This is a genomic window from Mesorhizobium sp. UC74_2 (assembly GCF_042701485.1).
Classification (GTDB): Bacteria; Pseudomonadota; Alphaproteobacteria; order Rhizobiales; family Rhizobiaceae; genus Mesorhizobium.
The window spans coordinates 2608022-2620725 of sequence record NZ_CP170562.1 but is presented as its reverse complement, the minus strand read 5'-3'; the positions used below and the strand labels follow the sequence as shown (position 1 = coordinate 2620725).

At 60.1% G+C, this 12704-nt stretch carries 13 protein-coding genes; 7 read left to right on the top strand and 6 right to left on the bottom strand.

Annotated features, from left to right (window positions below):
* Positions 1-143: 143 nt before the first annotated feature.
* Positions 144-2435, top strand: a complete 2292-nt coding sequence (locus tag ACFJIU_RS12650; protein WP_379071896.1) for a GumC family protein — start codon at positions 144-146, stop codon at positions 2433-2435.
* A 207-nt stretch (positions 2436-2642) separates the two neighbouring features.
* Here the strand turns inward: ACFJIU_RS12650 and ACFJIU_RS12645 are convergent, their stop codons facing one another.
* Positions 2643-3869, bottom strand: coding sequence for a GNAT family N-acetyltransferase (locus ACFJIU_RS12645; protein ID WP_379071893.1), 1227 nt, complete (start codon positions 3867-3869; stop codon positions 2643-2645).
* A gap of 104 nt (positions 3870-3973) precedes the next feature.
* Entirely contained in the window at positions 3974-4189 is a 216-nt protein-coding gene (locus tag ACFJIU_RS12640) for a DUF2842 domain-containing protein (RefSeq protein ID WP_326895139.1), read from the bottom strand.
* A gap of 151 nt (positions 4190-4340) precedes the next feature.
* On the opposite strand from ACFJIU_RS12640, the gene ACFJIU_RS12635 reads away from it, so the two are divergent.
* Positions 4341-5435, top strand: coding sequence for a COX15/CtaA family protein (locus ACFJIU_RS12635; RefSeq protein ID WP_379071890.1), 1095 nt, complete (start codon positions 4341-4343; stop codon positions 5433-5435).
* Between the two features lie 29 nt (positions 5436-5464).
* On the opposite strand, the gene ACFJIU_RS12630 is transcribed toward ACFJIU_RS12635, so the two are convergent.
* The 3 genes from ACFJIU_RS12630 to speB form a co-directional block, all read right to left on the bottom strand.
* Positions 5465-6301 carry an aminoglycoside phosphotransferase family protein gene (locus ACFJIU_RS12630; protein WP_379071887.1) on the bottom strand — a complete coding sequence of 279 codons (837 nt, stop codon included), beginning with the start codon at positions 6299-6301 and terminating at the stop codon, positions 5465-5467.
* A gap of 67 nt (positions 6302-6368) precedes the next feature.
* Entirely contained in the window at positions 6369-7301 is a 933-nt protein-coding gene (argC, locus tag ACFJIU_RS12625; protein ID WP_379071885.1) for an N-acetyl-gamma-glutamyl-phosphate reductase, read from the bottom strand.
* Between the two features lie 34 nt (positions 7302-7335).
* Positions 7336-8325 (bottom strand): agmatinase, encoded by a 990-nt coding sequence (gene speB / locus ACFJIU_RS12620; protein ID WP_379071882.1) that lies wholly within the window; start codon positions 8323-8325, stop codon positions 7336-7338.
* 332 nt (positions 8326-8657) lie between these two features.
* Here speB and ACFJIU_RS12615 point away from each other — a divergent pair, with 332 nt between their 5' ends.
* On the top strand, positions 8658-9107 hold the full coding sequence (locus tag ACFJIU_RS12615) for a universal stress protein (RefSeq protein WP_379071879.1): 450 nt from the start codon (positions 8658-8660) through the stop codon (positions 9105-9107).
* A gap of 95 nt (positions 9108-9202) precedes the next feature.
* The gene (locus tag ACFJIU_RS12610; protein ID WP_379071876.1) at positions 9203-9460 is read left to right on the top strand and encodes a DUF1344 domain-containing protein; all 258 of its coding nucleotides are present in this window, start codon (positions 9203-9205) and stop codon (positions 9458-9460) included.
* Between the two features lie 245 nt (positions 9461-9705).
* On the opposite strand, the gene ACFJIU_RS12605 is transcribed toward ACFJIU_RS12610, so the two are convergent.
* A complete protein-coding gene (locus ACFJIU_RS12605) occupies positions 9706-10194 on the bottom strand; it encodes a phasin family protein (protein ID WP_379071873.1) in 489 nt (162 codons plus the stop codon).
* Positions 10195-10492: 298 nt separating this feature from the next.
* Between ACFJIU_RS12605 and ACFJIU_RS12600 the strand changes: the two genes are divergently transcribed.
* The 3 genes from ACFJIU_RS12600 to ACFJIU_RS12590 all read left to right on the top strand — a co-directional run bounded on the left by ACFJIU_RS12600 (position 10493) and on the right by ACFJIU_RS12590 (position 12655).
* Positions 10493-11791 carry a DUF445 domain-containing protein gene (locus tag ACFJIU_RS12600; RefSeq protein WP_379071871.1) on the top strand — a complete coding sequence of 433 codons (1299 nt, stop codon included), beginning with the start codon at positions 10493-10495 and terminating at the stop codon, positions 11789-11791.
* 63 nt (positions 11792-11854) lie between these two features.
* Complete coding sequence (locus ACFJIU_RS12595; RefSeq protein ID WP_379071868.1) at positions 11855-12283, top strand: phasin family protein; 429 nt, start codon at positions 11855-11857, stop codon at positions 12281-12283.
* Positions 12284-12655, top strand: coding sequence for a VOC family protein (locus ACFJIU_RS12590; protein WP_379071865.1), 372 nt, complete (start codon positions 12284-12286; stop codon positions 12653-12655).
* Positions 12656-12704 lie beyond the last annotated feature (49 nt).

Genomic DNA, 12704 nt, shown 5'->3' with positions numbered 1-12704 from the left:
ATGGTTTGGCGTGCTGTCGATTGCCTCTGTAACGACCGGCGGCATGGGATTCGGTTTGTTCGCTTATTTGAGGCGCAGCTTTTTAACGGCTAAGTTACCATGCTTGTTTACCATGCCCGCAACCCAAGGCGGGAGCAGAATGCATGTCGAGCGTACAATCAAGCGCTGCAGATGTTGATGTTGACCTGAGGCAGCTCTTCGCGAGTCTTGGCCGAAACTGGCTGCGTATACTTCTGGGCTCTCTGGTCGTGGCCGGCCTTGCGTTCGCCATCACGTCATTCGTTACGCCGCTCTATAAGTCCGAGACGCGACTGGAAATCGCGGACCGCGAGTCGCCTTATACTCGCCCCAACGCAGGCGCCGAGGCGAATCGGGAAAATCTGGACGAGGGAGCAATTGCCAGCCAGGTGGTGCTGATCTCTTCGACCGACGTTCTCCGGAAAGTGGCGGAAAAGCTGGATCTGGCGAAGCGGGCAGAGTTCGATGAGACGGTGAACATGTCTGCGGTCACCCAGTTTCTCATCCTGGTCGGCTTGAAAAGCGACCCGAATGAGATTCCGGCGGAAGAGCGCGTGCTTAAGAAAATGCGCGAAAAACTCAATGTCTATCGCGTTGAGGGAACACGCGTCATCAGCATCGAATTTTCATCGCGGGATGCCAAGCTGGCAGTCGCTGTGCCCGATGAGATCGCGAACTTCTATATTGAGATGCTTCGGGGGACAAAGAAAGAGTCGGGTATCGAAGCGACCGGTTATCTGGCGCCGGCTATCGAAAGGCTTTCCCAGCAGGTGAAGGAGGCTGAAGCCAAGGTTGCGGCCTATCGCGCGCAATCGGATCTCCTTCTCGGTCAGAACAATGCCGTGCTCGCTACCCAGCAACTTTCAGAAATGTCGAGCGAACTGTCACGTGTGCGCGCCAATCGTGCTTCCGCCGAAGCGACCGCCCAAGCCGTTCGCAAGGCGTTGCAGAGCAGCGGATCGCTGGATACCTTTCCGGAAGTGCAGGCATCTCCGGCAATCCAGCGTCTGCGTGACCGGGAAGGGCAGATCAAGAGCGACATCGCCGATCTCTCGACGACTCTCCTTGAAGGGCATCCACGCATCCGCTCACTGCGGTCGCAGCTTACCGACATAGATCGCCAGCTTCGCACGGAAGCGCAAAATGTGCTGGCGAGCCTCGTGACACAGGCGCAGACCGCGCAGGAACGCGAGAATCAACTCGTCACCGACCTGAACCGCTTGAAGGCTGAAGCCGCCCGTGCCGGAGAAGAACAGGTTGAACTCAATGCCCTGGAGCTTGATGCCGCAACGAAACGCCAGACGCTTCAAGACAATTTGACCCGATTCCAGGAGGCTGACGCCCGGCAGGATCGCGGCTATCTCCCAGTAGTCGCGAATATCGTCTCGAAAGCGGCGATACCGACAGAGCCCTATTTCCCCAAGGTTATTCCGATCGTCAGTGCGGCGTTCGTCGCCTCGTTGCTGGTGATGTCGATTTTCACTTTGCTGAGCGAGCTGTTCTCAGGTCGTGCCATGCGACCGGCGCAGGGGCCGCACCCTGAACCTGTGAGACAGGTGCCGATGCCCGTGATGGTGGAGCCGACGCCGGTGGTGCAGGCCGATACGTTGCCCGATCCACAGGAGATTCGTTATCCTGCGGCAGAAGCCCCTGCGGCGGCGACGCGGCAACAGGGCGATGAGCGCGCTGCCGCGGTACGCAAGGCTGCAGCGCTGATTGAGAACATTTCAACAGGCCACTCTCCTGTGCCTGTGGACGAGCCATCGCCTGTGGAAGAGCCCGTGCCCGCACAAGAGCCTGTGCTGGAACAGTCCGCTCTGGGCCTTGGTGAGATCGATATCGAAAAGGCCGCCGAAAGGCTGATCACCAGCGGGGCGGCCCGCGCGCTCTTCATCTCGCCTGAGGGGGATGAGGCGGCAGCGAGCTCCATCATGGTCGCTCGCGAGGTCGCTGATGCAGGCTTGCGCGTGCTGTTGCTGGATCTTACCGCTTCCGGAGCCGCATCACGCCCGATGCTTGATGGAACCAATCAGGCTGGAATCACCAATCTGCTGGCCTCCGAAGCTCAGTTCAGCGATGTCATCCACGCCGATCACTATTCGGACTGCCATGTGATTCCGGCAGGCACCGCCGATCCGGTACGCGCGATGCGGGCAGCAGACCGTCTGCCGATCATCATGCAGTCGCTGACCACGGCCTACGACCTTGTGGTGGTGGAATGTGGACCGGCAGATGCCGATGGCATCCGTCGGCTCGTCGGTGAGGCGACGGAAGTATTCGTCAGCGCGCTGGAGCCGAGCGAGGCTGTCGCCGATGCAGCCGTCAAGCTGATCGAGGGTGGTTACCCGGACCTGGTTCTGGTGACGCCGGCGAGCCATGGCAGACCTGGCGCTCCGCTCGGTCGATCTGCCGCCTAGGAGCATTTTGTAGCCAAGTGGAATCACTTGGCGTTACAAAAATGCGACGAAAACAAAACTTAGAGCGTTTCCGCGTTTCCGTGAAAAACGGAAACGCTCTAGGAGCAATTCCACCAAACTTGCGCGGCCGTTCTAAGTCCGCGATGAGGTGAAACCAAAGCGCTGGAGTGTCTTCGCGAATAGCGGAAATCTCCAGGCTGACGTTTGTCAGTCGTCGTCAGTCCGTGAAGGTTGTTCCTGGCCCTGTGCCCTGCGTCGCAGGGCTTTAGTGATCTTCCAGATCATTGGACTGTTCTTGACGAAGGCCTTGGCCCGCGCGCCCTGGTGCAGCGCACTGGCCAGCGCACGGCCTTTTGTCGTGAGCGGGACAAGCGCGTCGCTCTGCCTGATCTCGACATCGCACCACTGACGCTTGTACGGCTCATCCCCGACGGAAAAATCGTAAAGAAGATTGCCCTGCTGGCATGCTTCCTGGATGTTGTCGAAAAACAGGAAATCGCCGGGGCTGGCAAAAGAAAGCTCGTCCTCCAGGATCGCGCCGAACTCGCAGACCAGTCGCTTTGGTGAACGGCTCGTGCCGGTCACAGCGCGTAGCTTGCCAGCGACTTCGAGACCATGCAGGACGAAGGTGGTGTTCTGGCTGTCGAGAGCGCCTGCGAACAGTGCCTGGAAAAAGCCGCGCACCCGTTCATCGCCAAAGACATTGACGATGCCCATCTTGCGGAAACGCTGTTCCTTCATGGCGAAGAAGGCGTCGAGCAAGCGTCTTGCTTCTTTTCTCGTCCCTGCTTCGATCCTGGAGAAACCTCCAGCAGCCTCGAATTTGCGCGCCTGCGAGCGGTGCTTCTTGCGTTTGCGTTTGCCACTGGCACGCTCCAGCACACTGTCGAAACCGCCGTCGAGGTCGACCGCCAGGGCGAGGTTTGGGCTGGGGAAGGACGGAAGCCCTGCCAATGGATTGTTGACGCCGTTGAGGTCGGGCTGAAGCCGCTGCAATGCGACGAGATCGATATCGGGGCGTGCCGACCGGATGGCTGCAAACAGGGCTGGCAGGTGCGATGATACGAAGTCTCTTTCAGAAATATCGGAAATTGCGGGGAAATTTCCGTTGGCGTGGCGCCCGCCAAGGAAGCGAGCTATGCGGAATGGTCCGGTGCGTTCGATTTCCAGCGCGAGTGCAAACACCGTATGATCATCAACCGTCAGCGCGGCGATGATGGCGTCGGGGCGCAGATGTTCGATCCAGTGGCGTACCCAGAGCGGGTCCTGCGGCGGCGCATGAAGGGCGGTTCGGGCGAATTCGGCATAACCGGCGAGCGCTTCATCGGTGGCTGCCTGCACGGAAGACACAAACCGCGCACTTGGCGGTGCCCGGTAAGGCACGGCCGTTGACGCGAAAGCCCTGTTTTCCCCCGACGCCGTCGCGTCCACCATGCCTGCATCGTCCTGTTGGTGCCATGCAGTGAACCTGCATCAGGCGGACACGTCATGGTGCAGCATATTAGACTAAAAAGATAAATGAATCTTGGTCTTGCTTGCTAGTTCTTCGGGCGAGGCTCGAGGATCAGCCACTTGATGATGCCCATGGCCGGCAGGATCCAGAGCAGGCCACTGAGCGCGAAGAAGACGAGATGGGCGAGCGGACCGGATTGCGACAGCTGCGCGACGGCGACAATGGTCGCGACAATCGCGTAGACGACGACAAGCGCCACCAGGAGCACAGTTCCGATCAGCTTCTTCAGACGCATGGGCATGGCCGCAATCCTTTGTGACGTTCGGATTATGCCGAATGGCAGACGTGTGCAACCGGCCAATGCTGGCGCGACGGCGTGCCGCGCCGCGTCGCCTTGCCAGTTTTGGTGCTATGGTTCACTTGAGACCGCAAGACCAATACTCGGACCAGCCATGGCAGCCACGACCGAAATTGCCGCACCCGTTGCCGAACAGAATCGCGAACTGCGCAATCGTGCACTGGTTCGCGGCTGGTTGTATGTCGTGCTGCTGGTTTTGTTTGCCATCGTCATGGTGGGTGGTGCCACCCGCATGACGGGCTCGGGCCTCTCGATCACCGAATGGAAGCCGATCCACGGTGTCGTTCCGCCGCTCAACCAGGCCGAATGGCAGGAAGAGTTCGAGAAGTATCAGCAGATCCCGCAGTACCAGCAGATCAACAAGGATATGACCCTGGATGAGTTCAAGGGCATCTTCTGGTGGGAATGGGCGCATCGGTTGCTGGCGCGCGGTGTCGGCTTCCTGGTTGCCGTTCCGCTCGTCCTCTTCTGGGCGACGCGTCGGCTTGAAGGCCATCTGAAACCGCGTCTGGTCGGCCTTCTGGCACTCGGTGGATTGCAGGGGGCCATCGGATGGTGGATGGTTGCTTCCGGTCTGAGCGAGCGCGTTTCGGTCAGTCAGTACCGGCTGGCGACGCATCTGACGCTGGCCTGCATCATCATCACGGCGGTCGCGTACATAGCGCGTGGCCTGGCCTCGTACAGCGAGCCGCCAGCTGCGCGCGGCACCCAGCGGTTCGCCGGCATCATGGTGTTGCTGGTCCTCATCCAGATCTACCTCGGCGCATTGGTCGCCGGCCTGCATGCGGGCCTTACCTACAACACATGGCCATTGATGGATGGCGCCATCGTTCCTGGCGACCTGTTCATCCTCGATCCGGCTTGGCTCAATTTCTTCGAAAACCCGAAGACAGTGCAGTTCGTGCACCGCATGTTTGCCTACACAGTCCTGATCGTCGCCTTGTGGCATGCACTTTCGACAGCGCGCGCCGCGCCCGGCAGCACCCATTCACGTCGGGCCTGGGTTCTCTTCTGGCTTGTCGTTGTCCAGGCCGCCATCGGTATCGCCACGCTGCTGTTGCAGGCGCCGATCGACGTGGCATTGACCCACCAGGCTTTCGCGATGATCGTGCTGGTTTTCGCAACCGCTCACTGGCGCGCCACCAAGGGCGCCTACCGGCTCGAAACCGAGGTGGTCGTCAGAGGCTGACGACCGGTAGGGGCCTCTCGGCCGGATATCTAGAAGCTGCCGTCGCGCACCGAGCGTACAGCCTCGACGATAGACAACTCACGTGCCTCGTCGACTTCGTTCTTGTCCTGGTTGTGCCATGAAGCCGACAGGCAGCCATAGGCGATGGCATGATCGAGCAAACGGCGCGGATCCTGACTCATCGAGCGCGAGAAGATCGTTGCCATCGTCGCGATACGCTCCGTATCGGTGCACAACCGGTCCAGCGGGTTGAAGAACATGTTGGCAGCGTCGAAGCCCGGGTCGCCCAGGATGCCCTTCGCATCGATCGCCAGCCAGCCGCGTGGCGACTGGATGATGTTGTCGTGATGAATGTCGCCGTGCAAAGGGATCACATCCAACGGATCGGAGAGCAGGCGCTCGGCGATTTCGGCAGCATCGACATAAGAGCTTTCGAGACCGGTGTTCCTGTCCGCCTTCGCCTTGTCGAAGAGGCTGACGAAACGATCGCGAAGCGGTTGCAGGTCGCTTGGCACGGGGTGTCGCGACGGCGAGTGCAGCCGTGCCATCACCTCGGCGGAGATTTCGGTGGCGGCCGTATCGCTCGCGTCGTCCAGGACGGCACGCAGGTGACGTTCACCGGCATATTCGATCAACATCATCTTGTCTTCGCTGTCGAACAGGCGGACGAGGCCTTCACCGCGCCGCCAGGACAGCAGATGAACACCGCGCCATTCGTCTTCGACATCGTCGAAATCCTTCAACGCCTTGACGATTGCCGGCGTGCCATCGGCCTGGCGCACCTTCCAGATGCGGCTGGAGAAGGTCTCGGCAATAAGAACGGGCTCGCTGACGTTCCAGCGCGCCGGCATGGCAGGCGGGTGCATGATTTGCTTCCAGTTGTTGGAAAGCGGAGCCGCGCCATCGCGCGACCCCGCTTTGATATCGGATGGATCAGCCGTTGAGGCCGAGCATCAGGTCGAGGTTCTGGACCGCCGCTCCCGATGCGCCCTTGCCAAGATTGTCGTAGACGGCAACAAGCAGCGCCTGCGCCCGCGCATCGTTGGCAAAGACATAGACCTTCATGCGGTTGGTGTCGTTGTACTGCTCCGGATTGAGCTCCGGCACACGATCGATGGCCTCGTAAGGTGCCACCTCCACCACGCCGCCCTGGATGCCGGCGAAATGGTCCGCGATTGCCGCGTGCAGTTCGGCACCCGTCGGAATATGGTCGAGCTGGGCCAGCTGCAACGGCACCACCGTAATCATGCCCTGTGCGAAATTGCCGACTGCCGGCTGCATCAAGGCGTCGTGCTTGAGCTTCGCATAAGCCTTCAGTTCCGGCAGGTGCTTGTGCTTCAGGGAGAGCGCATAGGGCGTGAATTCCGAAGCGTTCTCGCCTTTGGCTTCATAGTCCTCGATCATGGTGCGGCCGCCGCCGGAATAACCGGAGATGCCGTTGAATGTCACCGGATAGTCAGCCGGAAGCAGGCCAGCTTCGACGAGCGGGCGCAGTGTCGCGATAGGGCCTTGCGGCCAGCAACCGGGATTGGCGACGCGCTTCGCACCTGCGATGCGCTTCATCTGCTCCTTGTCCATTTCAGGGAAACCGTACTCCCAGCCGGCTGCGACGCGATAGGCGGTGGAGGCGTCGATGACGCGGGTGGTGTCGTTCTTGATCAGCGACACGCTTTCCCTTGCCGCATCGTCCGGCAGGCACAGGATGGCGACATCGGCAGCGTTGAGGAACTCGGCACGGGCAGCGGTCTCCTTGCGGCGCTCTGCCGGCACGGAGATGATCTCGAGATCGCCGCGGTCCGCCAGCCGGGCCCTGATCTGCAGGCCGGTGGTGCCGTGTTCGCCGTCGATGAAGATTTTCGGTTTCATTGCCTTGTCTGGTCCGATCTTTCTGGCCGGGACGTCAGATGTCCTGACCGGTATGGGTCTGGTTGGTGTTTTCTTCGGCTCTCGCCTTTCGTTCCGCCAGCAGGCCAAGATAATGCATGGCGATGGTCGAGCCGGCGATGGCCGTTATATCGGCATGATCGTAGGCCGGCGCAACCTCCACGACATCGGCGCCGACCAGGTCGATCTGGCTGAGCAGCCGAAGCGTTGACAGTATCTTGGACGAGCTTGGACCCCCTGAAACAGGTGTACCGGTTCCGGGCGCAAAGGCAGGATCAAGGCAGTCGATGTCGAAAGTGAGGTAGGTCTTGCGGCCACCCGTGCGCTCGACAATGGCGTAAGCGATATCGGCGGCGCGCATCTCCTCGACTTCGTAGCCGTGCAGGATCTTGATGCCGAAGGTGTCCGGCGCGTGCGTGCGGATGCCGATCTGGATCGAACGATCTGGATCGATCAGGCCTTCCTTGACGGCGCGGCCGACGAACGAGCCATGGTCGATACGCTTGCCGTCATCCGGCCATGTGTCCTGATGTGCGTCGAATTGCACGAAGGCCAGCGGGCCGTGGACGGCGGCATGAGCCTTGAGCAGGGGGTAGGTGACGAAATGATCGCCGCCGAGCGAAAGCAGGAATGCACCGCTTTTCAGGATCTTGGCGGCTTCGCGTTCGATGATGCCAGGGGTCTTTTGATGGTTGCCGGTGTCCAGCAAGCAGTCGCCATAGTCGACCACGGCGAGGTGGTCGAAGAACTCCCGCGAGAACGGATATTGTGGATCATTGTCGAAGATGGCCGATGCACGCCGTATCGCCTGCGGGCCGAAACGCGCGCCGGGGCGGTTGGTGACGGCGGCATCGAACGGAATACCCCACACCACGGCATCCACACCCTTCACATCCTTGGTGTACTTGCGGCGCATGAACGACAAGGCACCGGCATAGGTCGGCTCATAAGAATGGCCGGTTTTGCCGCGGGCGGTAAAAGCGTGGTCGATGTTCTTGTTCGCCATCACATGTTCCTACGGTTGTTCGGGCAGCGACACATAACGGACCGTCAAGAGCTTTGCCAGTCACGAGACAGGAACGCTTGCGGCGCTTGCCATGCCGCCGCCCAGGAGCGGCTCGAGGCCAGACAAGTCCCACGCCTCGATTCGGCCAAGGGCTTGCGCGCCTGTCGGACGCTTCGATCACGGTTTCATTGCACGAACACGACAGGCGGTAACTACGCCCAATGGCTTGGATGCTCTCCTGGCCCATCCTGCCTTCGCGGCTGTCCGGTTGATCTTGGTCAACGCAAGCCCATTTTCTTTATGGGAGGTTTTACTGACCAATGGAGATTGCGATGTACAAGCATATTCTTGTTCCGACTGACGGTTCCGACCTTGCCGGCAAGGGGGTCAAGCAAGGGCTCGCTCTCGCCAAGGCCCTGGGTGCCAAGGTGACAGTGGTAACAGCGACGGAGCCGTTCCCGGTGTCCGGCTTTGCGCTCGGTGCCGGCTGGGTTCCATCCGGTGCGGACATGCAGGAGTTCAACGCCTCCCAGAAGGAGGATGCCGAGAAAATCCTGGCTGCCGTCAAGGCGGAAGCAACGAAGGCGGGGGTCGATGCCGATCTCGTCCATGTGCCTGACCAGCGTGCCGCCGATGCAATTTTGGAAGCAGCCAAGGCGCACAAGGCCGATCTTATCGTGATCGCATCGCACGGCCGGCGCGGCGTCGAGCGCGTGCTGCTCGGCAGCCAGACCGCCGAAGTGCTGGCGCACTCATCCATTCCAGTTCTCGTGGTGAAATAGGCCTCGGCCACCTTACCAATCCGTATGGTGGCGGCAATGTGCCCGTGAGATCGGGCCTTCAGGATGGCGGTGCCTCAACAAAAGGAGTTGCCCCCATGAGGAAGTACATTGCCGCTACCGCCATCGTGCTCGCATTTGCCGGCGTGAATGGCGCGGTCGCCAAGGACCTCAAGGCCACCGTGAAGAAGGTCGACGCGGTGACGAGCTCGGTGACGCTCGACAACGGTCAGACGGTCAAGCTGCCGGCAGGTGTCAAGGCTGCCAGCCTGAAGGCAGGCGACAAGGTGCTGGTCACCTATTCGACGGACGCCGCAGGCAAGACTACGGTGCAGAGCGTCAAGCCGTCGAAATAAGCAGCAGGGCGTCTACTTTCGGCGCCTCAAGCTAAAATTGTTATGGCAATTGCCGTGAACTGGCCGGGTCGATGACCCGGCCTTTTTGCTGGCCATAAATCCGAAAACCAAAAAGGCCCGCCGAAAAGCGGGCCTTGTTACGCGAACATCTTACTCGACACGCACTCGTACAGAAAATCAGAACCGTTTATGCGGGATCTCCGCGCGGATGGTTTTCAGTGCAGGCCGGTATGTTCGGCCTGGTGTCAGGCAGCCTTCTTGTCGAAGGTGTAGAGCTTGCCGATTTCGGCCTGAACGGTCTTGGCGCCTTCGACGACGGTGGTCTTGGCGGTCTCGGCGGCACCACGGACACGTTCGATGTTGGCCGAAGCGTTTTCACGCACGAAATCTGCCTGGATCTGGACTGCCTCGTTGAAGGACTGCGCACCAGCAATCTTCTCAACGGTAGTCAGGGTGTGCTGGACATTGGCCAGCGTCGCATCGAGCAGGCCGCGCGAGAAATTGGCATAGCCGGCAACGAAGGAAGCGGCGAACTTCTCGACACCGTCGGTCAACTTGGCAGCGCCACCGTGAACGGTCTCGGCGCGTTCCTTAGCGGTCGAGGCGCCACGCTTAACGAAATCGCGGGCGGCAGCAGGAACTTCAAGCTTCGACTGAACGCCATCGAAAACGTTCTTGATCGAGGAAAAATAGTTGGAAGCAGGCGCGGTGGTCTTTGCGGTCTTGGTGGTCATGGCGATTCTCCATCCTCATAAAGGAGCTATGGTTGCGCTCCGTTCAGGATCGACCCGGAGCATGGCGAGCATATAGGAGTGATATTTGTGCAATGCAACATAGATTTTTGTTGCGATGCAATAAATTCGCTAACCTATTGCCGTAAAAGCGTTTAAATTATCGCTGGCTAAGCGTTGCGGAGCCGATGCTGCGGCAGTTTGGCTCGGCCTGCGGTCGACGCGCCGCGGCAATCGGCATGCGTATTCCGAGTTTCCGATGTTAAGCTGATGTTTCCGGACACGCAGGAGCGGACCGTAGATGCCACAGCACGATGCCACCGCCAGAGGGTTCCTGGGCGCCGACAAGGATGCCGAGGCAAAGCTGGCCGCGCTACGGCGTACGAAATTTGTCGCGGCTGCAGCGCTTGCACTCTGCGTGGTGGTATTCGCCGTCTCGAAATCCTTCGAGGCGAGCTATCCTTGGCTGGCGTTCATTGCTGCTTTCGCCGAGGCTGCCACCATAGGCGGTCTGGCTGACTGGTATGCGGTGGTGGCACTGTTCAAGCGGCCGCTCGGCTTGCCGATCCCGCACACCGCGATCATTCCGGAGAACCAGACCCGTATCGCCGACAATCTCGGTCGTTTCATCGAGGTCAATTTCCTGGCGCCGGGCCCGGTTCGGGAAAAGCTGAACGAGGTCGACTTTGCCTCCCTGGTCGCCGACTGGCTGGCTGACGAAGAGCGTGCAGCCGGCCTGTCGCGATTTGTCGTGCGTCTGGTGCCGCAGACGCTCGGCGCCATCGAACAATCCGGCCTGCGTGGCTTTGTCACCCAACGCATGCTGGAACAGATGGAAAAAGTTCAGGTGGCTCCATTGGCGGCGGAACTGCTGGAGGCCTTCACCGAGGATCGTCGCCATCAGAAGCTGTTCGACGAATTCACCCGGGTCATCGGCCGCTTCCTCAATGACGAGCAGGCGCTGACCACCATGCGCGAGAAGATCCGCGAGGAATTGCCTTCGGTCTTCAATCTGTTTCGCGCCGATGCCTATCTCCTCAAAAAGATCGTGGCTTCTGCCGGATCGCTGCTGGAAGAGGTGAGGGCCGATCCCGATCACCCCATGCGCGAGGAGTTCGATCGTTTCGTCGTGAAGTTCATCGAACGGCTGCGGCAGTCGAAGGAATATGCCCGTCGTGCTGAACGACTGAAACGTGGTTTCCTGGCACGGCCCGAAATCCGCGAGCTGGCGCATGACATGTGGGACAGCCTGCGTCGTTTCATCGAGCAGGATGCCGCCGCCGAGAATTCGATGATCCGGCAACATCTGACCGGCATGTTCATCGAGGTAGGCCGGCATCTTGCGAGGGATCCGCAGATCAGAGCCGACATGAACCAGGGATTTGTCGTCGCCTTGGCCTCTTTCGTTGAAAGCCAGAAGAGCGGGGTTTCCAAATTCATCGCCGATCAGGTCAAGCGCTGGGATCTCGGGCAATTGACCCGCCTGATCGAGATGAACATCGGCCGCGACCTGCAATATATCCGTTTCAACGGCATGATCATCGGCGGTCTGGCCGGCTTGGTGCTTTACACAATGGAGCGGCTGTTTCTCGTCAATTGACGGTTGTGTTCGCTGGTCTATTCTCGCTCTTGCGGCAATGGCGCCAGCGAGGAGAAGACGACCATGGCAAAACAGCCCGAACCCGAATCCTTCATGGATATGTTCAGCAAGCTTGGCCGCGACCTGAAGATGCCGCAGGTGGATGTCGACGCCATCCTCAGCCACCATCGCAAGAATCTTGAAGCGCTGGAAAAGTCGGCAAGAGCAACGGCAACGGGTGCGTCATCGATCATGGCCAGACAGCGGGAAATCTTGCAGGACTCGCTGCGTGAAATCACCGAATTCGGCCAGAACTACCGTGCGCCCGGCAACCCGCAGGAGTTGATTGCCAAGCAGGCCGATTTCGCGCGCAAGTCCTTCGAGGCCGCAGTGAAGAACGCCGGCGAAGTGGCTGATATCGTCAAGAAGTCGGGCACGGAATCGGTCGATATCCTGCGGGCCCGCATCAAGGATGCGATGGACGAAATCCGGCAGAGCTACGAGAAGAAATAGGTGGCCGCCGTCCGGTATTTTGTCGATGACGTTGATGCTTCGGTCTCCTTTTATACGAAGCATCTGGGGGTCGCCTTGCGACAGCAGTTCGGTCCCAACATGGCGATCCTTGATCGCGGCGATCTCACGCTGTGGCTGGCTGGACGCCAGGCTTCCGCTTCTCGGCCGATGCCGGACGGGATCGTTCCCGAGCCAGGTGGCTGGAACAGGTTCGTCCTCGAGGTGACGAATCTGCCTGCCTTTGTAAAAACCTTGCAGGACGACGGCGTGTCGTTTCGCAATACCATGGTTGAAGGTCCGGGCGGCCGGCAGATCCTGTGCCAGGACCCTTCAGGCAACGTGGTCGAATTGTTCGAAGCGTCAGGAAACTGATCTGCGGGGCGTTGTCGGCGCCCCAGCCCGCGAGAGAGTTGGTCGGAGA

What these genes read in the sequence shown, in the direction of transcription:
- ACFJIU_RS12650 (WP_379071896.1), top strand. Translation starts at nt 144, where the DNA reads ATGTCGAGCGTACAATCAAGCGCTGCAGATGTTGATGTTGACCTGAGG.
- ACFJIU_RS12645 (WP_379071893.1), bottom strand. Translation starts at nt 3,869, where the DNA reads ATGGTGGACGCGACGGCGTCGGGGGAAAACAGGGCTTTCGCGTCAACG.
- ACFJIU_RS12640 (WP_326895139.1), bottom strand. Translation starts at nt 4,189, where the DNA reads ATGCCCATGCGTCTGAAGAAGCTGATCGGAACTGTGCTCCTGGTGGCG.
- ACFJIU_RS12635 (WP_379071890.1), top strand. Translation starts at nt 4,341, where the DNA reads ATGGCAGCCACGACCGAAATTGCCGCACCCGTTGCCGAACAGAATCGC.
- ACFJIU_RS12630 (WP_379071887.1), bottom strand. Translation starts at nt 6,301, where the DNA reads ATGCACCCGCCTGCCATGCCGGCGCGCTGGAACGTCAGCGAGCCCGTT.
- argC (WP_379071885.1), bottom strand. Translation starts at nt 7,301, where the DNA reads ATGAAACCGAAAATCTTCATCGACGGCGAACACGGCACCACCGGCCTG.
- speB (WP_379071882.1), bottom strand. Translation starts at nt 8,325, where the DNA reads ATGGCGAACAAGAACATCGACCACGCTTTTACCGCCCGCGGCAAAACC.
- ACFJIU_RS12615 (WP_379071879.1), top strand. Translation starts at nt 8,658, where the DNA reads ATGTACAAGCATATTCTTGTTCCGACTGACGGTTCCGACCTTGCCGGC.
- ACFJIU_RS12610 (WP_379071876.1), top strand. Translation starts at nt 9,203, where the DNA reads ATGAGGAAGTACATTGCCGCTACCGCCATCGTGCTCGCATTTGCCGGC.
- ACFJIU_RS12605 (WP_379071873.1), bottom strand. Translation starts at nt 10,194, where the DNA reads ATGACCACCAAGACCGCAAAGACCACCGCGCCTGCTTCCAACTATTTT.
- ACFJIU_RS12600 (WP_379071871.1), top strand. Translation starts at nt 10,493, where the DNA reads ATGCCACAGCACGATGCCACCGCCAGAGGGTTCCTGGGCGCCGACAAG.
- ACFJIU_RS12595 (WP_379071868.1), top strand. Translation starts at nt 11,855, where the DNA reads ATGGCAAAACAGCCCGAACCCGAATCCTTCATGGATATGTTCAGCAAG.